This window comes from Paenarthrobacter sp. NEAU-H11, assembly GCF_050573415.1.
Lineage (GTDB): Bacteria > Actinomycetota > Actinomycetes > Actinomycetales > Micrococcaceae > Arthrobacter.
Genome location: NZ_JBNZGA010000004.1, coordinates 1 through 25,390 on the forward strand (window position 1 = coordinate 1; position 25,390 = coordinate 25,390).

The 25,390-nt window shown below is 57.5% G+C and carries 17 protein-coding genes; 9 read left to right on the forward strand and 8 right to left on the reverse strand.

Features of this window, described 5'->3' with window-relative positions:
- Positions 1-73: 73 nt before the first annotated feature.
- Both istA and istB read left to right on the forward strand, forming a co-directional pair.
- The gene (gene istA / locus ACQ3DC_RS06480; RefSeq protein ID WP_430751448.1) at positions 74-1,291 is read left to right on the forward strand and encodes an IS21 family transposase; all 1,218 of its coding nucleotides are present in this window, start codon (positions 74-76) and stop codon (positions 1,289-1,291) included.
- A complete protein-coding gene (gene istB / locus ACQ3DC_RS06485; protein ID WP_430751449.1) occupies positions 1,291-2,079 on the forward strand; it encodes an IS21-like element helper ATPase IstB in 789 nt (262 codons plus the stop codon). The genes istA and istB overlap by 1 nt, the downstream gene beginning before the upstream one ends.
- A gap of 288 nt (positions 2,080-2,367) precedes the next feature.
- Here istB and ACQ3DC_RS06490 read toward each other — a convergent pair whose 3' ends face one another.
- From ACQ3DC_RS06490 to ACQ3DC_RS06500, 3 genes are all read right to left on the reverse strand, one after another.
- Complete coding sequence (locus tag ACQ3DC_RS06490) at positions 2,368-2,835, reverse strand: hypothetical protein (RefSeq protein WP_430751826.1); 468 nt, start codon at positions 2,833-2,835, stop codon at positions 2,368-2,370.
- A 756-nt stretch (positions 2,836-3,591) separates the two neighbouring features.
- Positions 3,592-5,934 carry a hypothetical protein gene (locus ACQ3DC_RS06495; RefSeq protein WP_430751827.1) on the reverse strand — a complete coding sequence of 781 codons (2,343 nt, stop codon included), beginning with the start codon at positions 5,932-5,934 and terminating at the stop codon, positions 3,592-3,594.
- Entirely contained in the window at positions 5,934-7,139 is a 1,206-nt protein-coding gene (locus tag ACQ3DC_RS06500; protein ID WP_430751828.1) for a hypothetical protein, read from the reverse strand. Before ACQ3DC_RS06500 ends, ACQ3DC_RS06495 begins: the two co-directional genes overlap by 1 nt.
- A 174-nt stretch (positions 7,140-7,313) precedes the next feature.
- Between ACQ3DC_RS06500 and ACQ3DC_RS06505 the strand changes: the two genes are divergently transcribed.
- Positions 7,314-10,433, forward strand: a complete 3,120-nt coding sequence (locus ACQ3DC_RS06505; RefSeq protein WP_430751957.1) for a DUF3427 domain-containing protein — start codon at positions 7,314-7,316, stop codon at positions 10,431-10,433.
- Between the two features lie 507 nt (positions 10,434-10,940).
- Here ACQ3DC_RS06505 and ACQ3DC_RS06510 read toward each other — a convergent pair.
- From ACQ3DC_RS06510 to queC, 5 genes are all read right to left on the reverse strand, one after another.
- The gene (locus ACQ3DC_RS06510) at positions 10,941-11,423 is read right to left on the reverse strand and encodes a hypothetical protein (protein WP_430751829.1); all 483 of its coding nucleotides are present in this window, start codon (positions 11,421-11,423) and stop codon (positions 10,941-10,943) included.
- Between the two features lie 226 nt (positions 11,424-11,649).
- Positions 11,650-12,444, reverse strand: coding sequence for a GTP cyclohydrolase FolE2 (folE2, locus tag ACQ3DC_RS06515; RefSeq protein ID WP_430751830.1), 795 nt, complete (start codon positions 12,442-12,444; stop codon positions 11,650-11,652).
- Positions 12,434-12,817, reverse strand: coding sequence for a 6-carboxytetrahydropterin synthase QueD (gene queD / locus ACQ3DC_RS06520; RefSeq protein ID WP_430751831.1), 384 nt, complete (start codon positions 12,815-12,817; stop codon positions 12,434-12,436). The genes folE2 and queD overlap by 11 nt, the downstream gene beginning before the upstream one ends.
- Positions 12,814-13,449: a 7-carboxy-7-deazaguanine synthase gene (queE, locus tag ACQ3DC_RS06525; RefSeq protein WP_430751832.1), complete on the reverse strand. Its 636-nt coding sequence runs from the start codon at positions 13,447-13,449 to the stop codon at positions 12,814-12,816. The genes queD and queE overlap by 4 nt, the downstream gene beginning before the upstream one ends.
- A 1-nt stretch (position 13,450) precedes the next feature.
- Entirely contained in the window at positions 13,451-14,182 is a 732-nt protein-coding gene (queC, locus tag ACQ3DC_RS06530; protein WP_430751833.1) for a 7-cyano-7-deazaguanine synthase QueC, read from the reverse strand.
- A gap of 68 nt (positions 14,183-14,250) precedes the next feature.
- On the opposite strand from queC, the gene ACQ3DC_RS06535 reads away from it, so the two are divergent.
- The 6 genes from ACQ3DC_RS06535 (at position 14,251) to dpdF (ending at position 24,740) form a co-directional block, all read left to right on the forward strand.
- Positions 14,251-15,135, forward strand: coding sequence for a hypothetical protein (locus ACQ3DC_RS06535; RefSeq protein ID WP_430751834.1), 885 nt, complete (start codon positions 14,251-14,253; stop codon positions 15,133-15,135).
- Positions 15,132-16,265 carry a DGQHR domain-containing protein DpdB gene (dbpB, locus tag ACQ3DC_RS06540; RefSeq protein ID WP_430751835.1) on the forward strand — a complete coding sequence of 378 codons (1,134 nt, stop codon included), beginning with the start codon at positions 15,132-15,134 and terminating at the stop codon, positions 16,263-16,265. Before ACQ3DC_RS06535 ends, dbpB (ACQ3DC_RS06540) begins: the two co-directional genes overlap by 4 nt.
- Positions 16,262-17,509 (forward strand): tRNA-guanine transglycosylase DpdA, encoded by a 1,248-nt coding sequence (dpdA, locus tag ACQ3DC_RS06545; protein WP_430751836.1) that lies wholly within the window; start codon positions 16,262-16,264, stop codon positions 17,507-17,509. The genes dbpB (ACQ3DC_RS06540) and dpdA overlap by 4 nt, the downstream gene beginning before the upstream one ends.
- A complete protein-coding gene (gene dbpB / locus ACQ3DC_RS06550; protein ID WP_430751837.1) occupies positions 17,502-18,605 on the forward strand; it encodes a DGQHR domain-containing protein DpdB in 1,104 nt (367 codons plus the stop codon). The genes dpdA and dbpB (ACQ3DC_RS06550) overlap by 8 nt, the downstream gene beginning before the upstream one ends.
- A gap of 320 nt (positions 18,606-18,925) precedes the next feature.
- Positions 18,926-22,150, forward strand: coding sequence for a protein DpdE (gene dpdE / locus ACQ3DC_RS06555; RefSeq protein ID WP_430751838.1), 3,225 nt, complete (start codon positions 18,926-18,928; stop codon positions 22,148-22,150).
- Positions 22,143-24,740, forward strand: coding sequence for a protein DpdF (gene dpdF, locus ACQ3DC_RS06560; RefSeq protein ID WP_430751839.1), 2,598 nt, complete (start codon positions 22,143-22,145; stop codon positions 24,738-24,740). The genes dpdE and dpdF overlap by 8 nt, the downstream gene beginning before the upstream one ends.
- Positions 24,741-25,390 lie beyond the last annotated feature (650 nt).

Below are 25,390 nucleotides of genomic sequence, written 5' to 3' on the forward strand. Positions count from 1 at the left end.
TGTCGGTGATGGTCGAAAAGTGAGCCATTGTGACGGTTGAAAACTGAGCCACCCGTTCCAAACGATTGGGTGGGTGATCACAGTGGAGGATTGGGCGCTTATTCGGCGGTTGCATCTGGCCGAGGGTGAATCGATGAGGTCGATAGCGGCGCGGTTGGGGGTCTCCAGGAACACGGTCGCGAAGGCAGTCAGCTCGGAGGGTCCGCCAGCGTACGTTCGGGCGCCGCAGGACTCTGGTATCAAGGCTGTGGAACCGGCTATTCGTGCGTTGCTGCTGGAGAACCCGCGGATGCCGGCGACTGTGTTGGCTGAGCGGGTGGGCTGGTCTGGGTCGCCGGCGTGGTTCCGGGAGAACGTTGCCAGGATCCGGCCCGAGTATGCCCCGGCTGATCCTGCGGACCGGATCTCTTACGATCCCGGGGATCAGGCGCAGTGCGATCTGTGGTTTCCCGAGGTGCGGATACCCGTCGGCGCGGGCAAAGCCAGGGTGTTGCCTGTGCTGGTGATGGTGTCCTCGCATTCTCGGTTCATCATGGCCCGGATGATCCCGTCCCGGATGACCGGGGACCTGCTGGCCGGAATGTGGGAACTGCTCGGATCCCTGGGCGCGGTTCCGCGGCGGCTGATCTGGGACAACGAAACCGGCATCGGCCGGCGGAACAGCTACGCCGCCGGAGTCGCGGCGTTCGCCGGGGTCCTCGCGACCAGGATCGTGCAGGTTAAACCCTACGACCCGGAGAGCAAGGGCGTGGTGGAGCGGGCCAACCAGTTCCTGGAGACTTCCTTCCTGCCGGGCCGGGTTTTCACCTCTCCGGAGGACTTCAACACCCAGCTCGGGCAGTGGCTGCCGAAGGCCAACGCCCGGCTGGTCAGACGGACCGGCGCCCGCCCGTCGGACCTGCTCGCTGCGGACAAAGCGGCCATGCTGGCGCTGCCGCCGGTTCCACCGGTCATCGGTTTCACTTCAAGGGTTCGGCTGCCGAGGGACTACTACGTCCGGATGGGATCCAACGACTACTCCGTTCACCCGCAGGCCATCGGCCGGTTCGTCGACATCACCGCCGGCCTCGAATCCGTCACGATCAGCCTGGATGGCCGATGCGTCGGCACCCACGCCCGGTCCTGGGGCGCCGGCCTGACCATCACCGACCCGGACCATGTTGAGGCGGCACGGGCGCTGCGGAAGGCTTTCCAAACCCCGCAACCTGTGGGCGAGACCACCGCGCTGCGGGACCTTGCGGATTATGACCGGGCGTTCGGTGTTGTCCTGGACGACGGTCAGGTCGCCTGATGCCGGACGCTAAGGAAACCATCGGCCAGATCGAGTACTACTCCCGGGCGATGAAAGCACCCCGGATCCGGGAAGTAGCACCCCGCCTCGCGGACCAGGCCCGTGAAGGAGGCTGGACCCACGAGGAATACCTCGCCGCTGTCCTGTCCCGGGAAGTCGCCGCCAGGGAAGCCTCCGGCGCCGAGATCAGAGCCCGGGCCGCCGGGTTCCCGGCCCGGAAATCACTCGAGGACTTCAACTTCGATCACCAGCCCGGCCTCAAACGCGACACCATCGCGCACCTGGCCACCGGCGCGTTCCTCACCGAAGCGTCCAACATCGTCCTGCTCGGACCGCCAGGAACCGGCAAAACACACCTCGCCACCGGCCTGGGGCTGCGGGCCACCCAGCTCGGTCACCGGGTCCTGTTCGCCACCGCCATCGACTGGGTCGCCCGGCTCCAGGCAGCCCACCAGAACGGCAGGCTGCCTCAGGAACTGGTCAGGCTGCGCCGCTACGGACTGATCATCGTGGACGAAGTCGGCTACATCCCCTTCGAACAGGATGCCGCGAATCTGTTCTTCCAGCTCGTCTCATCACGCTACGAGCACGCCTCACTGATCCTGACCTCGAACCTGCCCTTCGCCCGCTGGGGAGACGTCTTTGGCGACCAAGTCGTCGCTTCGGCCATGATCGACCGCATCGTCCACCACGCCGAAGTCATCACCCTCAAAGGCTCCAGCTACCGCCTCAAACACACTCAGGTCAATTCGCTGCCCTCGACAAGACCGGAAAATACGGCAGAATAACCAGCGTCAAAGTGGCTCACTTTTCAGCCCGCGAAACGGCTCACTTTTCGACCATCGCTGACAACGGGCTAGGAACTGCAGCGCGTTACGGATGTCGGAGCGGTCGCTACCAGAAGAGAGCATGGCTTGCTGTAGCTTCCACGGATCGGCCCGTGCGACCTCACGCTCGCCCTCGGGTAGACCCTGCCAGTAGCGTACGAAGGACGCGGTCCAGGTGACGTGCCGCCACATCGCGCCGTTGTACCAGGAGCCGGGTTCAAACCCAGCGGTCCCGGTTGGGCGAGCAAGCTACCTTGACATCTGCGCGGGAATCGTCACGGGCGGGTCGATCCGGGAAAGAACTCCATCGACATGGGCTCGGCGAGTCTCGGGCAGGACCGAGGTTGGCGGATGTTCGCGCAGGAAGACGATCTCGGCTGCAAGGAGTACTACCTCACGTGGTGCGCCCTTGAGCTGCTGGTCGAGCTTGTCCCATTGTCCCTGACCGGAGCCAAGAATCGGGTTGTCAGCGATCCTGGATCGAAGCTCCTCAGCTGCCTCGGCTGTCCAGATCGTAGCATTCGGGTCGATGACGGACCGACCGTCTCCGAGCATGTGAGTGATGACCTCGCCAACCTCACGCGCTATCTCCATGTCAGGCGCCGGTCGCGAAGAGGCGGCCGCCTCGTCAACATCGTTGTCGAACTGTTCGTTAGCCATCTGCTTCTTTCTCTTCACCGCGTCCTCGGCGGGTGCTCTCTCACGCAGAGCGTACACGCCCTCGTCATGGCGTTCGACAGCTTCGCATGCAGCTGGCAGCCCGATACAGCACGCTAATTAACTTTTGAAACTTTCGGACGGGGGACCCCCGTTGTTGCTCGTGCTCGAGGTGCTGGATGGCTATGGACACGTGGCCCACACCCCCTCTATTGCCGTCGCAGTGCCGATGGTCAGCGCGCCGGACCGTGCCGGTTTGGAAACGCTGCAGGCCGTCGGTCGCCCACGCAACGGCCCTGGCAGTCAGTTTGGCCCGGGGCCGGCCAACGGGTGCTATTCGGGGAAGGTGGTTCTGGGGCAGTCAGGATCCGGTCAGCGCCAGACATGCTTGGCCCACAGCAGCCGTTTCGGCCGCCCGGAACACGCGGTGTCATGGAGCCGGACCTGCCGGCGTCCGTGCCCGACCGCGCCAACACCGCAGTCCGGACACCCGCTAAGAGTCTCGGATGTTTCAACCTGCAGAACGAGGCCGGTCCCGGCCGCCGTGACCGAGCAGACGTGGATGCCCTCGACACCAAGAAGCGCGTCCGCCCGCGCGCACCAGCGACCGCCCGGGCAGGAAGTAACATTGGGCCTATCAGGGTCTCTTTATTTAGTTGGAAGCTTGGTCGCTACCAATCCAAAGAGGCTCTGACCGCTCTCCTCCCGCACCACGCCGCAGCGGCTTCAGGACAAGCTCCTGCCCTCGGCTCCAGACCGCCCTAACCACGCTCATCTGCGAAGGCCCCATACGCCTGTATTCAAATTTTCCGGCGCTTAAACCGCTGAGTAAGTGTTCTCTAACTCGTTCCACAGTACTTGGTGAAGAACGGGCCATGTCGGCGCTACCGTGCTGTACATGGTAAGCAATCGCTGTATATCGGGTTTCCCAAGTTTAACCCTCCCCAGAACCAACGCGAGAAGAAATTCTGCCGATGCTGCGCCTTCCTCTGTACCCACAGCGGTCAATGTCTCCTGGATGACATCAAACATGTGCAAACTCAAGGTGTCATCCGAGGAGTAGTCGAGTTCCCGTGGGAGCGCGGCCCGAAGGAGGCTTGCCTGAATAATTGCATCATTGAAACGTGCAAAGTTTCGGGGCGCAATTACCGTCCAGTTGTGATCATGAGAAAGTGCGGCATGCTTTGTCTTACGAGTGAGGCGAAGATTGTGCAGAATAGCGCTGACAGTCAGAAAAACGTCCGCTTGACTTGGGATACGGCCGTCCGTATTGGGATTAACTGAGTAGCTAAAGTCCCAAAAGGCAAAGTTGGGTTGAAGATGAAGGGGCAGCCCTTCCCCGTCTATTGTCGCTTCTAAGAACAACGATGATGTCAACCCGCCCACTGCTGGAGATGCCTCTATAACCTCCAATCGTTGCTCAATGTTTCGGATTAGGTCCTCCGCCCCAAGCGATCCATTGAACGGAGTTGCATCATCCCGAAGCCGACGCCAGAGCTTCGCTTCCTCATACCAGGGAGTGCCTTTTGCCGCTGAATCCGGTGGTAAATGGATTGACTCCACGCAGCACAGGCCGTGTTCTTTCGGATTGGAGTTCCCATAAGTTAGATTTACAGATAGCTCTTTCCACTGAGCCTCGTCCTGCATGCGCGCTACCAATATAAGGAACACAAGCGGGTTCCCTTCATGCGCTCGCCGAAGGCTCCTGCTTAGGCTTAGGATACTGCGTCCGGTTACTACTGCACTCGCAACTATGACAGCAACTCCATCACCTAGGGACGTTCGCTGCCTGGTGATTAGGTCCTTTGCATTAACGATGTGCTCGTCTGACAATCGGACACCCAGACAATTTAGTTCGGTTCGAATTCGCTGAGCCAGCAGCAACGAATCTCTATCGTCTAGATGCACCAACCACTTGGTGGCGGCAGGGATGTGCCGAATCAACGTTTTTGATAGCTTGTTCGAAATATCCGAGGCCAAGTTATCGGGCTCAGCGATGATTCCAGATAAATCGAAGAATATCGTTCTGAACGGGTCATCTGATCCTGACACTGTTGTGTGGCAAGCCACGACCCCATGTCCGTAAACCGATTTCATCAGCGGGCTTAGCCAATCCGGCGCGTCCTTGGCCGTAATCATGCGTGAAGAAACGGTTGGGTTCGCGGGTAGGAACTGATCCCCGCCCACGTGAACGGTCGATTGTCCGCCCTGGCACAGGGGACAGTCACTGGCCTTCCACGACCTTATGGGGTTCATGTAGCCCAGGGGCGCTTGCCCTTCAGTAAGGTCGCAGAGGACCTTAATTGAATCATCCCTCTTGCCCACGAAGTACAGAATGATCTGGCGATGCCGCGGCAATTTCTGGGACTGCTCAATTTGGTCTACTATTGCACCAGACGTTGACGCTGATATTAGCGCAACGCTCGCAGTGTCTTTTTCAATTTCAAACGCCCCGTTAATTCCTGCGTAACTCCCGAAGCTATCTATCGAGGGGCGCGGCGACGCGGGGCGAAGGCGACCAATAATTTCAGCCAGTGAATAAGCTAACGAATTTATCGACGCGGTGTCTGTGTAGATGTATTGTATGTCAGGATCGGGAAGATGCGATAACAGTGCGGCGGCTATAAACGAAATCTCGTTACCGTACTTCAATACATTTGCGGTGCGCAAAAAGGCGTCTGAGTGCTTTCCGCTAGGCTTGACATAATGGTAACCCGCGCTCGCGTTGATAACTCCATCATGGGTTCGAAAAATTTCCACCAGGCCTTTGCTGAAGACGGTGTCGCTTGCCCGTCTGTCGAGCTTTATCGGCGATTCGACATGCAAGCAAATCAAGCCGTGGATATCAATGGTACCGACTATGACGGCTGGTGCTTTGTAGTAGCGGGTTATTGCGGGAACTCGGTCGAGGAGATCCGGATGTTTAACAGCCGCGTTGAGTGACTCCTCTGTGTCGGACGGTCCCAGCAGCCAGATCTGCTGAGGAAAAGTAGCCGTCTCAAAGTGCGCAGCTAAAGCATTCCCTATGTCTCTAGGGATGATTTGCGTAGAGGAACAGTAGACAATGGTGACAGCCGTGGACTGCCTGGGTCGAAGTTCGATCAACGCCTCATATATAAAGTACGGCGACGCCATCCGTACTCGTTCTGGTGCATACATTACGTTCCCCTGCGAAAATTTGTCGGTATTAGCATTGTTACCAGTGAGCCACATGCTTTTTGACGGCTTTGTCCTGCTAAGTCGAGGTCCCACTTTTCAACTGGATCTTCAAGTGGAGAATACGGCGAAGCAATGAAGTCGCGGATTAGTTCTACTCGACCGGTGCGGATTCGTATGAATCCTCGCAATGTAGTGAGCGTTGATTGCACGTGATCAAGGCCGAGGCCGCGGGATAAATTTGATGAAGTAGTTACGTGTTTGCGGAGGCAGTCGAATAGCGCGCTTATTTCCATATGAAGGGATGGGTTCTCGCTCTGCCGAAGCTCCTCGAGGCGTCTCGCTGCAATTCCCGGGCCTGTGTCTAGAACGCTTATCTCAAGGAACCGCCGCATATCTTGAACCACAGATTCCTGGTACAGAGGAGATTGGTGACTCTCATGTCGGAGATAGTTGTACAGGAGGGGTTGGTTCTTTACTCGGGTGACCAATACGTCGAGGCTTTGGCTTACCGCCTCGGCCTTCACCAGCCTTACAGAGGGGTTGAGTGCTGTCAGGCCGTCCGTATGGAACCGAGCGTATCGGTGAGTATTATCTAGTAGCTCGTGAAGGATCTGGGCGATCGGTTCAGCATTTTGAAGAAGCAGTTCCTTGCTCCTTGGGCCTACCTGGACGAGGCTACCAAACTGACGCACCAGGCGGGCCATTGCTCCTTCATTGCGAAGCTTGCCGCTGGCGGATGCGCTAGCCGGAGTGTAAAGGGCTTCGGGTTCATGTCGAGAGGTATGGTCCGCTGCCGCTATGAGTGCCTCGCTGCCTCTTTTTGCGCCTGAAAAATCCGCAATGCGGTCCAATCTGCGGATAGCGTCTCGCCTTGCAGCATAGGTGATATCATTCCCGCTTTTATCAAGCACTGCCGGAGCCATTAGTACAGAAAATAGTCCGTGGTCATGCTCCAGCAGGCTTTCCAGGCTTGCTTGAGCATCGGTGCTGGGGACATAAGTGCGGAGGCGTCCATGGGGATTGCGGCGGGCCCAAGTCGCGATGACTTGGAGTGTGGAAGCCAAACCCCCTAGGTCGTCACCCTTGAGTGCATGAGGTATGCGAAGATCAAGGCGCTGGGATGAGTCTGAAACGATCTGCTGGAGAAATTTTTCCGCGGATTCAATCGTATTCGGCCGGGTCAGTTGCAGTGTTGCAGTCTCCATACGACGTCTCCATTCAATGCTCAATTCCAGCACTTCCGTCTGTGCATTGAATCAGATAGCGAGCAAAAGCGAATAATTCAGCTTCGAAGGGACGCAACGCGAACTGCGAGTGCGTGCCCTGACCACTATGCTGACTGCGTGAATGAACTTTTTGGGGAGCTCAATTCCAGCAGCCTGTCCGAAGGGCTGTACGAACTCCTCAACACGGATGCCCTCGGCAGATTGCTAAGTAACACACCAGGACTGGACCCGCTCCTTGTAAGAGTTGAGGACGAAGATACCCCAGAGATCCTCTCCCGCCATGTGGCCGACGCACTCCTGCAAGCTCTGGTCGCAGCAAAGCCGCATGATCGAGTCGGCCTCGCCAACCGCCTCCTCCAGGAGCTGCAGCACGGCGACCGTGTTGCCGAAGGCCCTACCCAGCTTCAATCGCTCCTCCCTCCGGACATGCTCAAGCGTCGTCATCTTCGCCGGCCCACCACTAGATTGTCCGACTCAGCATTGCTCACTAACAGCAAGGACGATCCCAACCTCGCAGCCGAGCTCCGTGCCGAGATCGAGTCCGCCAACACTGTCGACCTCCTCTGCGCCTTCGTCCGGTGGACGGGCCTGCGCCTCCTCCAGCCAGCCCTTGAGCAGCTCAAGGAGCGCGGCACCATGCTCCGGGTCATCACCACGACATATATGGGTGCCACCGAACGCCGCGCCATTGACGAGCTCGTCAACCGGTACGGGGCAGAGGTAAAGATCAGCTATGAAACGCAGGCAACTCGGTTGCATGCCAAGGCCTGGCTGTTTCGGCGGAACACCGGATTCGATACCGCGTACATCGGCAGCTCAAACCTGAGCCAGGCTGCACTCCTGGACGGGCTGGAATGGAACGTCCGGCTTAGTTCGGTCGCAACACCCGCCCTCCTGCAGAAGTTTGAGGTCACCTTCGACAGCTACTGGGAGCAGCGGGCTTTCCAGAGCTATGACCCGGAGCGCGACGGCGAAAAGCTGGACGCTGCGTTGGAACGGAACGGCGGCCGTCGAACCGCTGCCCCGGATGCAACTACTGGTCTTGAGGTTCAGCCGTTCCTTCACCAGGAGGAGATGCTGGAGGATCTGGAAGCAGAGCGCCTCAAGGGCTTCAACCAGAATCTCCTGGTCGCTGCCACGGGGACCGGCAAAACGGTTATCGCCGCTTTGGACTACAAACGGCTATACGAAACTGCCGGCCGCGACCTCAAACTACTCTTCGTCGCCCATCGCCAGGAGATTCTCAAGCAGGCGATGCGCACCTACCGTGACGTCATGCAGGACGGCGCCTTCGGTGAACTTTACGTGGGGGACCACAAGCCGCAGGAGTGGAAGCACATCTTCGCGTCCGTCCAGTCGCTATCTTCCCTCGGCATCGAGCAGCTGGAGCCTGACTTCTTCGACGTCGTCGTCATCGATGAGTTCCACCATGCTATGGCGCCCACATACCGTCGCGTGATTGATCACCTGCAGCCGCAGCAGCTCCTTGGACTCACGGCTACACCGGAGCGGGGTGACGGCCTCGACGTCGCCAAGCAGTTCTTCGACGGCCGCACGGCCAGCGAACTGCGCCTCTGGGATGCACTGGACGCTGACCTGCTGGTGCCGTTCCACTACTTCGGTGTCTCTGACGACGTGGACCTGAGCCAGTTGGAATGGAAACGTGGCAACTACGACCCCACCCAGCTGAGCGCCCTCTACACGGGGAACGACGCCCGCGCCGCCAAGGTGATCCGCGAACTCAGGGACAAGGTGACCAGCACCGACCAGATGCGGGCCATTGGCTTCTGTGTCTCCGTGCAGCACGCCCACTACATGGCCGAGGTGTTCAACCGAGCCGGTGTCGCCTCCGTCGCCGTCGACGGCACCACTGACAATGCCGACCGCGAGGAAGCCCTGCGGCGCCTGGGCAAGCGGGAGATCAACTGCATCTTCGCCGTCGACCTCTTCAATGAAGGACTGGACTTGCCGCAGGTGGACACCATTCTGCTGCTCCGGCCCACGCAGAGTGCCACGGTCTTCCTCCAGCAGCTGGGACGCGGGCTGCGCCGCGCGGAGGGCAAAGCGGTGCTGACGGTCCTGGATTTCATCGGACAGCAGCGCCGTGAGTTCCGCTTTGACCTGCGCTACCGGGCGCTGACTGGCTACGGGCGAAAGGAGTTGGAGAAGGCGGTCGAGGACGAGTTCCCGTATCTGCCGTCCGGCTCCCAAATCGTGCTGGACCGGGTGGCACAGAAGGTGGTGCTGGACAACATTAAGGCACAGCTCCGGTTCAACCGGGCACAGCTGGTCCGGGATATTGCCTCGTACGCCGAGACCGAGCTGGAGGACTATCTGGAGAAGTCGGGGAACGACGTGAAGACGATCTACCGTTCCACCAGGGACTCGTGGACCGGTTACCTCCGGCAGGCAGGGCTGATCGAAGGGTACTCGCCCCTGGAGACGGTGCTCCGCGGGAAAATTGAGGAGCTGTCGGACGCGGAGGAGAAGAAGCTGCTGGGCCGCATGGCCGCGCTCATTCATGTGGACGATCCGGAACGCGCCGCTGCGTATTCCATGCTGGTTGCTCCAGACGCACCTCGCTACGCGGATCTTGGCATGCGCGAGCAAGCTTTCGCGCGAATGCTTTTTTTCACGCTGTGGGATGACGGCGGCGGGTTCGCAACCTACGACGACGGACTGGATTACCTGCGGGGCTACCAGTTTGTGTGCCGCGAGATCCGCCAGGTGGTGAAGCTGGGGGTGGCCGTATCGAAACATGCAGCGAAGAGCCTGGGCGCAGGACTGCAGCACATCCCGCTGCTGTCGCACGCCACGTACCGGCGCGAGGAGGTTCTGGCGGCGTTGCAGTACGGCTCGCTGGAGCAGGGCAAGAACGTGCAGCACCGGGAAGGCGTTGCATGGTGCCCGGCGACGGCTACCGACGCCTTCTTTGTCACCCTGAACAAGGACGACAAGAAGCACTCAGCGTCCACGATGTACAAGGACTACGCCATCAGCCCCGAATTGTTTCACTGGGAGTCGCAGAATGCGACGTCGCCGACGAGCCCTACGGGTCGCCGATATCTTGACAATGCCTCGCATGGTTCTCGGGTTCTGATCTTCACCAGAGACACAGCAGACGACGAGACCGGGCTGACAGTTCCCTACACGTGCCTCGGACAGGTGGACTACGTTAAGCATGCCGGGGAAAAGCCAATCGCCATTACTTGGAAACTGCACCGGCCGATGCCGGCAGACGTGTATGCGACAGCAGCGGCGGTGGCGCAATGAGGTATGCAGGAACAGATCACTTCAGAAACAGCCAGAGCCAATCCAGGTGGAGATGTATGAACCTGAATGACTGGGCCGCCGTTGGGGCTATTATCACAGCCGTAGCGGTCATTTTGCTGTCCTGCAAGTGATCAGTGCAAGAACGCAGCGTCACAGGGAATTTGAAAACATGTACGTCCAGCGCTACTGGCGGATCCTAGATCACATGACAGACCGAATGTATTTGAATCAGGAAATTTCTGAGCCTACGCCGGACGAAGCCCGTCTTGCAGTGGCATATCTTCGTTTGTCCGAAGATGAACTCGATTTGAGGAAGCAGGGCTACATAACAGATAGGACCTGGGCAATCTGGTCGGAGGGAATATTAGCGCAACTGGAAGCCCCTATTTACGCAAACGCATTGCTGAAACACAACAATCTCCTCCCGTCGCTTGCTCGCTTCGCGCAAAGCCGAGGAAAGGATCCGCTGACTTGGCGCACTTTCTACAGATGGTGGTCAGGCCTTTACTAAATCGCGCCTCTGCCAGGCGGGAGTGCATCTACCCCACGCATTCTTTCCGCAATTTGCGTGACACCTTCTTCCAGATCTCTTTGAAGTTCATTCAGGAGGAAGGCGTAGAAGTTCGGGTTTCCTTCGCTCACTTCTAAGTATCGATTGCAGGCTCGAATCATGTTGGACAGGGCGTTGACGGTCTCGGTGTCTTGGCGGACCTGGTCGCGTACGCGGCGGATATGGTCGCGGATGTCGATGACGCTAAGGCCGGCGCGTTCAAAGTCTTTTCTTTCACCGGCATTAGGGATTTCGTGAGGACTGACTACCGCCAAAGCTCGACGGTGGTAAAGGTCATTAATCAGCCCCCGCACGACTTGCTTTTCCTGCCGGGCCTGCTGCAATAAGAATGTGCCATATGCAATGGCGACGGTGAGTACAGCGCCCACTAGGGCGCCGACGAGTGCCACCACCAAGTCCGGCAAGAAGGTTTCCCACATAGCTCTAGTGTGCTGCACTAGCCAGGTCGTCCTTTACTAGGGCGTTCAAGTGTTGCTTGATAAGGCCTAGTACTGGCGCCGAGAAGCCAAATTTCGATCTCTCCTGGAATCTGCCCAGATACATGGCGGTTGAAGTGTCCGCGACGCCGGCCTCCGTCCCACACGGACAAAACGCCAGACGTTACTCTAAAGAGCAGTGTCTGGCGCTTCTCGATGAAAGCCCGGGCTATACAGTTGGTGCAGACGGGGGAGCCCACGAAACTGAGGCGACTGCGTCGTGGCTATGAATGCTCTCCAAATTCCGGATTCTTACGGTGTGGCCGACGTTTCTTCCTCGCAACTCCAGCGAGATGTCTCGGGCCATGTCTTCGACGAACGCCGGGTTGTCGTAGGCGGTCATAGTGATGGCTCGCTCATCGGGGCGCTTAACGATGGGGTACACCGGGCATGAACCACTTGCTCGAATGAGTTGGACAAGGTCCGCAATGCTCATCGGATACGGATCGCTGTCCGTTCCGGAGACTGATACTTTCACATCGCTCCGTTGATTATGGGCACCGTAGTCACTAATGGTCTTGCTGCAGGGGCATAGGCTCGTCACCTGAGCAGTGATGGAAGTGACCAGCTCAAATGAACCAGTGTTGATGGCGGCTGAAAGATGCAGGTCACTTGTCTGAAACGCCTTAAGCCCAGACACAGGTGCGACGACGGTGGTGGCTACTGGCAATGCCACCCGAACAAGCGCCCTATCAATGTCCATTCTGGCGGCTATTTGCTTTAAGACGAGCGGTAGCTCTCGGGGATCGATGACCGCCAACTGTTCCTGCACCAACTGAACCATTCGGCTCATGTGCGTGCCCCTGCGATCGGAGGGGAGAGTCACCAGCACATCGAACGAGCCAATGCCTGATTGCCGCGTTGCCCCATCTGTGAACTCAGTTGGATACCTGAGCCCAGAGATGCCCACTTCATCTAGTGCAATGCCGCGAGCATCGACTTCGTCTTGTACGTCAGGCAGCATCAGATGTTTCTCCCCGGTAGATACACCCCGAAGTGCACGTCTCGCGCACCTGTATCGCTGAAAGATTGGGCAGTATGTTCACCAGTCGGGTCCAGATCCACTTAGCAAGGATCTCACTCGTAGGGTTTTCCAAACCCTGCACCTCATTGAGATAGTTGTGGTCCAGTTGATCTTCTAGAGGTTTAAAGGCAGCCTTGATGTCGCCGAAGTCCTGCACCCAGCCTGTGTCGTCACCTACTGCACCGGTGACATGAACCTCGACGCGATACGAGTGCCCGTGCAACCGACTGCACTTGTGTCCGTCAGGAACGTTCGGCAGTCGATGAGCCGCTTCAAAAGTGAACTCGCGGTAAATCTCGGCGGAGAAAGTCATGGGATTCCTAAGTACTTGTGGGTTTGCATGCTCAGTTGCCAGTTGGGGTGCTCCAAGCAGAACTCGACTGCAAGCCGTGTGTTCTCGACGACGTCTGGGCCATCCATGGGCTGAACCCGAAAGGTATCGAAGTCCAGTTCTTCAAAGATTCTGGGATCGACACCTGCTTGTGGATAGACAAATTTGAGTTCCTGGCCGCCTGCGACTACCAGATCCGCGCCGATTTTGGGGCTGACGCACAACCAGTCGACGCCGCTGGGGGGAATTTGAGTGCCGTTAGTCTCAACTGCTACATAGAACCCGCGTCGCTGTAGCTCGGCGACTGCAGCGTCGTCCAATTGCAACAGCGGTTCGCCACCAGTGCAAACGACCATCCTGTTCTCTGTCCAGCCCGCAGGCCATGCGGCCTCCACGGCGTCAGCAAGGTCTTCAGGAGTGGCAAACTTTCCTCCACCCTCACCGTCCGTTCCCACGAAGTCCGTATCGCAGAACTTGCAGATGGCCCGTGCTCGGTCCGCTTCACGACCTGTCCATAGATTGCAAAGGCTAAAGCGGCAAAATACTGCGGGTCGACCGGCGTGCGTTCCCTCACCTTGAAGCGTGTAGAAGATCTCTTTGACTTTGTAGTTCAAGCTACACGTCCTGGTAAACGATGGGATCGCGGCTTCCGGCTTCCGCAAAACCCTTGAGCCGGAGAAGACAAGAGTCGCAGTGCCCGCAGGAACGACCGGCGTCGTCGGGGTCATAGCAAGACGACGTCAGGCTGTAGTCGACGCCCAAGGCCAGCCCAATCTGGACAATCTCACCTTTAGTCTTATCCATCAGTGGGGTGTGAATGGTTATTGCCCCGCCTTCGACTCCAGCGCGTGTGGCCAGGTTAGCCATGGTTTCGAAGGCCCGGATGTACTCCGGGCGGCAGTCCGGGTAGCCGGAATAGTCCAAAGCGTTCACGCCAATGAAGATGTCAGTTGCCCCTACTACCTCGGCGTATGCAAGTGCGAATGAGAGAAACACCGTATTTCTTGCAGGGACATAAGTAACCGGGATATTCTCTTCTACTTGGTCCACTGAAGCGTGCTTGGGAACTTCGACATCCGAAGTGAGGGCTGAGCCACCAAAGACTCGCAAATCGATATCGCAGACAACATGGTCAGCAACACCCTGTGCCTCTGCCACGCGCTTTGCTGCCCTCAGTTCCACAGCATGGCGTTGGCCGTAGCGGAAACTTAGAGCGAAGGGCTCAAACCCATTGCTCTTCGCGTGGGCGAGCACTGTCGTTGAGTCCAGTCCTCCGCTCAGGAGAACTACTGCTTTCCTTGTCATGCCGTCCCTCTCGTTGTTCCACAAACAGTTTTGCTTCGCCATGCCTACGATGAAACTACACGATACAGTAGGTCCAACAGGTTTGCAGTTTAGGAGCAAGGGTCAGTGGTGTGGCGGAAAAACTAACAGTGGTCGTGACATGTACCGACCGCAAATCCATGACGCCGCCCGAACGTTTGCGGGCCGAGAACCTTCCCGAGGGGCAACAGTCGGAACGCGTGCGACATTGGCGGGCCGCACTCCACCAGGAGTCCGGGCGCGTGTGTTTGCGGCGCCTTTATCAGGGTGACGCTTGGAAGCAAGCGTTTCGACTCGAGCGCACTCTCCGTGATGTCGGTTTTGACCCCCATGTTGTGGTTGCTTCAGCAGGTTTGGGACTGGTGCAGGTGGAAGAAGAATGGCCCGCATACGCCGCGACGTTTTCGTTACGTCACTCGGATACCGTAGGCCGTGACACGGCAGATATCAGAGCATGGTGGAAACTCATTACCGCGGAACAGAAAAAGCTGGCTGAGCACGCACAGGGGCAGACGCTCATGGTTCTTTCCGAAACCTACAGTTCAGCTATGGCTGACGACTTGGCAGCATTCAAAGGACGTGACGACGTCGTAATTTTTGGCGGGTCCAAGGACGTTCCGAGGGAGTTGAGGATTCCCGCTGACGCTGCACTTCGAGCGGAGCTTGGGGGTACTTCGGGCAGCCTCAACGTAAGAACGGCCAAGGCTTGGATTGCTACGCTCGATTCGCCGACCCTCGTGGGGCAGCGCAATAATGGCCGCTGGCGTGCCTGGGTGGAGGAGGTGCGTTGCCCCGAGCTGTACGAACGCAAGCCGATGGCCGACGCCGACGTCCTAGCCTTCATTCGCGAAGTGCGCGTACGTGAGCCCAAGATGAGAAAGACAGCTGCCCTTCGGCTGCTGAGGGACAACGGGTGGGCCTGCGAGCAGCGACGTTTCGGTGGTTTGTTTAGTGCTGTAGAGAAAGAGGACAAATGACCGAGGGCTGGTTGGAGCGGCGGTGCCTCAAGGTACTTCAAAACGAGGACACACCGCTTTATCTTTTTGCGCTGGCTGCGGAAGAAGTGGATCTCATTGCCTCAGTCGCGCGGATAGGACGCGATGAAGCGGGCAAACTCATAGGCTATCAACGCCCTGAAAAGAAAAAGCATGTAAAGCAAATTCAAGACTATCTGGATAGTGCAGACGTTCTTTTCCCGAACGGACTGATCCTGGCGTTGCCTCCCGAGGTGCGCTTCAAGTCGAGTCGTGGACCGACCACGAGTGACGGTCTCGTTGTTGCTGGAACCCTGGAGATTCCGCTGAGCCAGGGAGAAGACGGTCCCAGACCTGCATGGATTGTCGACGGACAGCAACGGAGCCTTGCGCTTTCACGAACCAAGAACCGTCGACTGCCAGTGCCGATAGCCGGATTCGTTGCAGACAACCTGGAGATACAGCGCGAGCAGTTCTTGAGAGTAAACACGGTACAACCTTTGCCCGTGAACCTGGTCACGGAACTGCTGCCTGACATAACACGTGTGCCGTCGGGCCGCATGCCCACCCGGAAACTACCTTCGGCCCTGGTCGATATGTTGAACCGGGACCCACTTTCGCCGTTTGCGGGAATTATCAAACGCGCTTCCACAACTGACGAGGCCAAGAAGGCGGCCATTGTTACTGACACCGGTCTTGTCGAAGCCTTGAAGGAGTCTTTGGAATCGCCGTCTGGTGTGTTGTTCCCGTACCGAAACATCGCCACGGGAACAACTGACACGGAGGGGATCAGGGACGTATTGATCACCTACTGGACGGCCGTACGCAATACATTTTCGGACGCCTGGGGCTTGCCGCCCACCAAATCCCGGCTGATGGGCGGGGTCGGAATTCGTGCTATGGGCCGATTGATGGAACGGGTGATGGCCCATGTCGATGTCAATTCGCCGAGTGCAATAGAAGACGCCGAAAGAGAATTGGGTATCATTGCAGCGAATTGCTTTTGGACCAAGGGCGTATGGCCAGAGTTGGGCTTGCCTTGGGATGAACTACAAAACACGCCCAGGCATATCAGTGCACTCTCAAACTATTTAGCGCGAGCGTACGTGGCAAACCGGGCGGCTATGAAGTGAAGTTCTACTTTCCCGATAGCCAGGACTTGGTCAGTCCGACATATGACTTCCACCATGACGAATACTCTCCTCTGAGGGTGAGGCAGAGAGACGATCTCTACGCGCACGAAATCTTAGACACCCCGCCTTACAGTGGCCTTCTTGTGAGCAAATCCATCGTCGATGGGGCGATGAAGGGTGCGGGGAAATACACGAGCGCGCAAAGGGCTCGCCTGTACAGGTTGGGAGTTGAGCGCTTCTTTCGGTTGCCCAAGGGTGTTGAATCACTCGGTGACAACGGCGCCTTCAATTACGTGGATGAACTGGTGCCGCCGGTGACGGTCGAGGAGACGCTTGACTTCTATATTGGATGTGGGTTTGACGCGGGGGTAAGTGTCGACCACATCATTTTCGGATACGACCCTTTGGCCTCACTGGATGACGTAGATCCCGCGTGGGCGGAGCGCCGTCGGATCACCCTTCGTCTCGCTGAGGAGTTCATAACACGGGTGTCAGAGCAGAACCTGAATCTCCAACCAGTGGGTGCTGCCCAGGGCTGGAGTCCTGCAAGTTTTGCTGACAGTGTCGAACAGCTTCAGAAAATGGGCTACCAGCGGATTGCCCTGGGCGGCATGGTCCCGCTAAAGACCAAGGACATTCTCGACTGCTTGCAGGAGATTGATAACGTTCGCCTTCCGGGTACTGAGTTGCACCTCCTCGGCGTAACGCGAGTGGAATCGATGGACTTGTTCAGCGACTTCGGGGTTACGAGCTTCGACAGCACGTCCGCTTTCCGACAAGCTTTTATGGACGATAGAAACAATTTCCATACGGAAAACGACGCGTTCATAGCCCTGCGCGTGCCACAGGTTGACGGAAATCCAGCACTGAAGCGCGCCATCCTGGCCGGTAGGGTCTCCCAAAAGGACGCGATTGCCCAGGAACGAGTCTGCCTCCGCGTCCTGCGCGAATTCGATGGCAGCGCCGGGGCCATCGAACGAGCCATCGCAGAACTTGATGCCTACGAAACGATCTGTCAGGTCAACAGAAGTCACCAAGCGGAGTACGAGCGCACACTCACTGCTGCCCCATGGAACGCGTGTGAGTGCTCGCTTTGCAAAACGCTTGGCATTGAAATTGCTATCTTTCGGGGGACCGAAAGAAATAAGCGCCGAGGATTTCACAACATGTCTGTACTGGCAAACAAAATGAAAAAACTCAAGAGCAATGTGCTCACGTCCACAACAAGGAGTAACCATGGCTGACCGCTACGAGATGAGGCTGCCGGCAATCCGGCTCCAGCAGGGCGCGCAGCATATTTACTGTTTTGGGGTGGACGGCAAACGCATCCACGATTTCGCAACCGTATCCCGCGTTCACCGCGACGACGACCGGCTGCAGGGCTACCAGAGGCCAGAGGTCCTGAGTCACATACGAGCTATTCGCCGCTATCTGGAGTCAGACTCACCTCTTCTTCCGAACGCCATCGTCCTGGCCTTTGATGAACGTGTGAAGTTCCAGCCGAGTGCACCGGTGGGGGATTTATCGTATTCGGTCGTTGGCGAACTCATCATCCCGGTGGATGAGGCGCTGCCCGACGAAAAAAAACCGGCCTGGCTGGTGGACGGTCAGCAGCGTAGCGCGGCCATTCGGGATGCTGATCTGGCTCAATTTCCAGTTGCTGCCGTCGGATTTATTGCCCACGGCGAGGCTGAACAACGCTCCCAATTCATCTTGGTGAACAACACCAAGCCTCTGCCGAAGGGGCTTATCCATGAACTTCTGCCGGATACAACAGGGCATCTTCCCGTTGCGTATGCGCGCAAGCAACTGCCGGCCCTCATAATGACCCGGCTAAACGCATCGGCGAAGGAAATAGGGACACCTTTTGGGGGAAGAATTTCTACCCCAACCACACCCGATGGATACATAAAAGACAACAGCATATTGAAAATGATCGAGAACAGCCTGTACGAAGGTGCGCTCTACCAGTATCGGGACCCCTCCGACGGTTCAGCGGATGTGCAACAGATTGAACTACATCTCAATTATTTTTGGACGGTGGTACAGGCCGCTTTCCCTGAAGCCTGGAACTTGCCGCCACTTAAATCACGCCTCACACACGGTGCAGGCATACAGTCCCTGGGCTACGTGATGGATTCCCTAACAGAGGGAGTTCCTGCCGCTGAGCTCCCAGGCCTAGATTTGGAGAAAACCATTAGTAGGCTCAAGCCAATCGTGGCGTGGACGAGTGGTACCTGGGCCTTTGGACCAGACAACGTCCGGCGGTGGAACGGCCTTCAGAATACGCCCAGCGATGTCAGTCTGCTGACTAACCACCTACTCAGGGCGTTGAAATAGGGCGTCGCCGTGCGGTAAGTAACGCGAGGCGGATAACGTCCATTTTGGTACACGACATGACCGCACAGTTGAGGTGTCGAAAGCTGTGGGCGGAGGAGCAAGAAGGGAGGCTTTAGGGCCCTCGTGCCGGCAGGGCCAGGTGCTCTGGATACTGCGGTGTGGTGATTATGTCAAAGTCGCATCTCGGTGGTTAGATTGGGTCACTCTGGCTCGTCACCGCTGCGCCGCGCCAGGTTCGACATGGGGATGCAGCGGAGCAAAGGAGCGCATGCGGATGCGTGCATCGGTTGTAGTTGCCCGGAGCAACCTAAGGTGAACATTTGATTGCCGGCAGGCTCAGCCTCGGCCGCTTCGTCACTTACGCAGGTGCCCCTGGTATTGGGCGAATAGCGGATGTGGGTAGGGACGCTGCAACGGTGGAATTTTTCGAATCAGTCGCAGAGCCTTCGGTAGGTGCAACGATTGTTCCGGTCCAAAATCTGAGGATAGTCCAATTAGAACGCGAGACTCGCGTCTTCTTTGAGGATGAGGATCTGCGGTGGCGTGCAGGCCGCATAATTGCTTCCACGACCGATTCCCAGGGCCAGGACGCCTACTGGGTCCGCTTGCCCAATTCCCTTCAAGACACGCTTGTACCTGCATGTAGTATCCGTGTTCGATGGGATAGGCCGTCGTGCCATCCGTTGCAGATTCTGCTTGCCAACGGTAATGAGACCCCACGATTTCGTGATGCTCGTCAACCCGTTCGTGCACTCCTCCTCGAGGATCGCGCGTCGAGTGCTTCGGCCACCGGTATCTCCTCTGCCGGTGTGCAGATGCATGCCCATCAGGTGGCGGCGGCGTTTCGAATAATACGGGACCCCATACAGCGATACTTGTTGGCAGACGAAGTGGGCATGGGAAAGACCATCGAAGCCGGCTTTGTCATCCGGCAAACGCTCCTTGATGATCCGAGTTGCAAGGTAGGCATCATCTGCCCGGATGCACTGGTCGAACAGTGGCGGGCTGAACTCCGCGATAAGTTCTTTATCGGTGACTTTGGAAGGTGCGTGGTCGTTGCAGGTCATTCCGATCTCCGGATGTGGAGGACTCTTGAGGGTGTAGATCTTCTGGTTGTGGACGAAGCGCACCTACTTGCCAAGGTTGCTTCCCCGAATGAGCCGCCCTACGCCTCGCTTGCCCATCTCGCACACAGCGCGGGCCGTTTGCTGTTGCTCTCTGCGACGCCCTTTGGGCAGGAGAGCACAACGCACCTCGCTTTGCTGCATCTCCTTGATAAGGAACTTTTCTCTTGGGAGCGACGCCGAGATTTTGAAGCGCTCTTGGCGGCCAGGCGGGAACTCGCCTACGCCGTCTACCTCCTCGACGAGGAACCGGACCCCGAGAACCGGGAATACCTCGAATACCAACTTGAAGAACTGAAAAGCAAAGTGCCTGCGGATGAGTTGCTCGAGGAACGTATCGCCTCAGTCTTGTCCACCTTCGACACTGAACCAGCCGACGCGGACCTGCTCAAAGGGCGCCTTGCGGCAGTAAGGGCACATGTCTCCGAAACTTACCGCCTACACCAACGAGTGATCAGAAACCGTCGCCACAGTATTCAGCACCAGCGACTGGACGAAGAAGGTGTCATGACGCCTTTCACGTTCACGGGTCGGGTGAAACCGAAATTGGCCAGACTGGCATCTACCGAAGTGGACTACACCGCAAACCTAGTTGAAGAGTGGCTCGCGGCGTGCAGTGCACATCTTCTGGATAACGAACTGAACCCACGCGCGTACGGAGCGCTTGCTGGTGTGCTCGTCTCTCGAGTCGGAGGTCCGATTAGCGACCTGCTAAACATCCTGCGGTGTCGGGTAGGACTTGGCGGAGAAGCTTCGTCTCTATCCGGCGAGGAGCGTCGCATAGTCAAATCCGCGCCCTCATTGCCGTTTGAGCGCGATTTGCTGGGAACAGTTCAGCAGGTGGAACAGGATGCCGTCTCTGCGCTTTCGGATCAGATAGTCGCCGCGTCAAGCCCGGGCGACAAGGTCGTAGTCTTTTGCGGACGGGGACTATTTGCTCATGACCTTGTCAGAAGGCTGCAAAACTCGATCCGAGGGCGCCGGTGGGTGCTTGAACATTTGGCCACGCAATCAGACAGTGAGCGGGAACAAGCAGTCTCCGAATGGCGAAGGCGAGGGGGTGTGCTTATTGCTGACGAGTCCGGCGACATAGGACGCAATCTTCAGGACGCGACCCTGACCGTTCACGGACGACTGCCTTGGAGCCCCAATCATTTGGAGCAAAGAATTGGCCGTGTAGACCGTTATGGTAGATCTCGGTCCTCCCGAGGGATGGTCATTGCCGACAGCAACCCGCACGGTGTACTCACTGCCTGGGCAAGGTTGTTGTCGCGAGGTTTCGGTGTGTTTGAGCGCTCGATTTCGGCAGAACAAGAGGCTGCCGGCTTGCTTGCCGAGAAGGCATGGGACGATCTAGCCCGAGAAGGGGTCGAGGCATTTGGCTTGCGGGAGCAATTGACAGCGGCCGCACTGGCCGCTGAAACAAGCCGCATCAATGAGTTGGATGCGCTGGAGTCAAGTTGGGAAATAACTGAAGAGCTAGGAACTCTGGCCGAGAGCATCACTAATTACGACGACCGTCATGATTCGATAGAGCGCCACTTCCGGTCCTTAATAACAGGAGTCGAAGGATTCAGATTTGAAGAGCGTCCATGGGACGGAAGTTTGCGGTTTGCACCTGACGATAGAAAGGATCCGCTTCTCGCCCCTCGGTTGGCCAAGGTCCTCGGAGTTGATGAGAAATCGCGAATTGGTAATTTCGACCGATGGAAAGTGCAACCAGGCAGACGTCTCTTTCGACGAGGAAACCCATTTGTAGACGCCGTCGAGAAGGTCCTAACACTCGATGATCGGGGTCAATCGAGCGCAGTCTGGCGAGTTGATCCAAGCTGGTCTGGAGATGCCCTCGTGTACTTCGCCTTCGATATCCTGGTGGAAGCGGATCCGGGACCGCTTCTCAAGTTGTTGGGTGACCAAAACAGCCTCATCGCTATGGCAGTGCGGCGTTGTGACTGGGCGCTCCGGCCTTTCTTGCGCCGGATTTGGATAGCAACTAATGACATGAAACCGGTTAAAAGCGTGGCAGATCTGAAGTTTTTAGAGGCACCTTTTCATGACGCGCGAGATACGAATCTGAATCCAACGCGAATTGCCGCTTTGCACAATGTCCTGGGGGTAGGCAATTTGGAACCAGTGGCAATGGAGGCGGAGGCTGCGTCACGTGAAGCTTTATTGCAGACCACTGCGCTGAAAGAAGCGTGTGCTCGCGCTGCTGCGAAGGTGGCAAGCGAGACTGAGGTGCTGGTGGCGAGAAACAAAGCTAGGACTTCAGCCGTAGGGATGGTGGCTGACCCGGAGTCCCTAGAAATGGAGATCGAGATTGGCCGTGCCGTCCGAGAGGGCGTGGAGAACCCGCTTATTCGCGAGCTCGCGGTGACCTGCCTAGTGCGCTCAGCCGAGGGGTGGGATGAGTATGTTTAGCGGAAACCTTGCCCTTGCCCAGACCCTAATTGATGCTTGGCCGGGAGCGGGCAATGGTGGGCATGGTGCGAGCGACGCGGTTCGCCGGCTCCGCGATGCCCTGCAGGATTTTAGGGACGGAGCGGAAAGAGCAGGTTGGCGTGACGTTGGAAGCCTCGTTCGCCAGATCCTGCTAACTGATCAGTACTCATTCGGTGGAACTCCGCAGCTAGTCGTTCCCGCTACTGGGCCCTGGCCCAGTTTGGCCCAATGGCGAGAACTACATTGTCGTGCCATATCGATACCTAGCGGGGGACTCATAGTGGTCGCTGATCCCTGGGATCCTAGCCTCGGAGAAAGTGACGGCGCCGAGGAGTTGGCACAGATCGCGCTTGCGGATGTGTTCCGTGGGCAGTTGACAAACGAGCCGCAACAACTGGACGCTGACCCTTTTTGGGCTCGGGCGCACGGCTACGATGCCTATCGCGGTGTGGCGCAACAGCAGGCAGCGCGCGCGGCCGTAACGAATGACGGTAACCCCCTGCTAATTTCACTTCCGACTGGCCGAGGGAAGACTGCGGTCGCCTGGTCGAAGGCGCTCTTAGCGCCTCGGGGCGTCACGGTCATAATTGTGCCTACGGTTGTTCTTGCCCTGGACATGGAACGTAGAACACGGGAACACGAGCAGAATAGTAAGGTAAAACTTAGTCCCGTCAACCGGTATGCATATATTGGCAGTCTTGATGCAGAGACAAAGCGAGCAATCCGGAGTGCTGTTAGGAGCGGAACTCAAAGAATCCTTTACACGAGCCCTGAAGCGTTCGTAACAGGTCTGAGTTCGGCAGTCCTGGATTGCGCACGTGATGGTCTTCTTCAACAAATCGTCGTCGATGAAGCACACCTTGTGGACCAATGGGGGGATGATTTTCGTCCCGAGTTTCAAGTCCTTCCGGGGCTCGCTAAAGTGGCGTACGAAATAGCTCCCCATGACCACAAACCTTCGCTTGTGATGATGAGCGCTACAATCGCGCAACGGCAGGTCGATAAACTCTCGCGCTTGTTTTCACAAGGGGACATCGAGGTTGATCTTGTTTGGGGCTCCGCCTTGCGGTCCGAACCCGCTTACTTCTCCCATGAGTTCACGGATGACGATGCTCGGAGAAGCGCCGTTTTGAACGCCGTTTCCATGCTGCCCAAGCCGCTAATCCTTTACACGACTACAGTCGAAGATGCTAATGCTTGGGCCGCACGCCTCCAGGCACATGGCATGTTCAGGACAGGGGTAGTGACAGGACAGTCACCAGATCATGACCGGCAAACGGCCGTCGAGAAATGGCGGGGACTAGCGGTAGGCGGTGAGGAGGCGCCCACGCAATACGACGTCATAGTCGGAACGTCTGCGTTTGGGCTGGGAGTAGATGTTCCAAACGTTCGGAGCATTGTTCATGCTTGCTTACCGGAATCCATCGATCGCTATTACCAGGAAGTTGGGCGCGCAGGCCGGGACGGACGCGCGACAGTTGCAGTGCTATACGCCGGGCCGCGGGATGCGGCGATTGCTGCGGGGCTCGCAGGGGCTACCTTTATTGGGGAAGAAAGGGGATGGCGGCGGTGGCTGTCGCTTCTCGACACAGCATCACTGCCAGACGGACAGGAAGGTCGGCGTTATCGCGTTAGGAAGAGCGCTTTACCCTCTTACTTGGACAAAGGCTTTGGCCGAAGCAGTCAATGGAACGTACGCACGCTTACTTTAATGGCCCAAGCTGGGATCATCGCACTTCGGGCCCCCCTGTGGTTGCCTCCTATCGGGGTGAGCAAGGAGGAATCCGACCTACTGAAGGAAAATTTCCTGGACCAGGCGTCGGATCTTATCGATTTTGAATTGTTAGATGGCCGATTGTTATCACGCGAAGGATGGTCGGCAGCTCTGCAAGCAGAAAGGCTGCGTGCAAGGTCGGAATCGGCTGCCTCCCTTCATGCTGTCCACGGAATCGTTAAGGGAAATAAGTGTGTGGGTCAAGTACTTGCCTCCCACTATCGTGTCCATCCGAGCAGTGGTGGCATGTTGCAAACTCATCCTCTTTGCCGAAGTTGTGAATGGTGTCGGGCTCATCCCGAGTCTGCCATCGGGGTGACAACCGAGGAATTTACTCTCCCACGCCTCCCCGATCGCCGCACTCCTGCTGACCCCTTGCTCCGCTGGAGAGGTGCATCGCCGATGCTGTACATAGCCCTGTCTGACGGTGACGATATCTCGGGACTGCTTCGAAAGTTCTCGTCTCTCGGTCTACAGGTCTTTTACGGACTTTCGCCCGAAGGAGGACGGCGGCTTCAAAGTGTGGCAGGGCCTCGACCAGTGATTATCGGGGATGACAATTCCGACAGCGTTCCCTTGGCTCTGTACTACCGAGACAGTATCGTTTTTGTGCTCGCCAATAGGAACGCAGACCTCGCCAAGAACCAGGATCTCGCGCTCGAACGGGCGGCGTTGGGGCTCCCGACTTATGTTATTGGGCCCAGGGGACTAGAGCATCCTCTTCGAACCGGGTGGGCGTATGTAGACGTCCATGATCCTTCTATCAGCGCAGAGGCGCTGCTCAGGGAGTTGTAATGGAACTATTGAATCCAAGCCCGGCGCCAATACTGCCGCGGACGATGTGGGTTTTGTATCGGGCGCTAATGGCCACGCCAGGGCTAACTAGGTGCGAACTGACCGAGGCGGTATGCCCGTCCAGCATGAGGGATGAGACTCCGAGCAACGGTGCGCATGTGAACCGTGCGCTGGACACTCTTATTCGATATGAACTGGTCACTATCGACGAAAACTCGGACGCCGAAACACAGACTTTGACTGCAGCAGAAGATACTTCTTCCCAGGCATTTGTGCGACACGTGCGTTGGAGGATGCTAACGGCCTCAGAGGGTGTCGAACCGCCACCGGAAGACCTCCGGCGAGGTGCGGCCTGGCTACTAACGCAGCCTCCACAAAAGCGGTTGGATCAGCGTACAGCGGATCATGAAGTCCCCGGACTCTTCATTAATGACACTCGGTGGAATACCTTCACTTATTGGGCCACATTTCTTGGGTTGGGGCGAGAATGGCCTTTGGAACCCGGTGGACTGACGGCGGACCCTACTCACGCGGTGGCCGACGTCATTCGTTCTTCCTCTGGCCTGCACGTTGGAGAAGACGGAATGGCAATCGAGTTGGAGTCGCTAGTTCAGCGTGTTGAAACGGAATTGCCGCTCATCGCGGGGGAA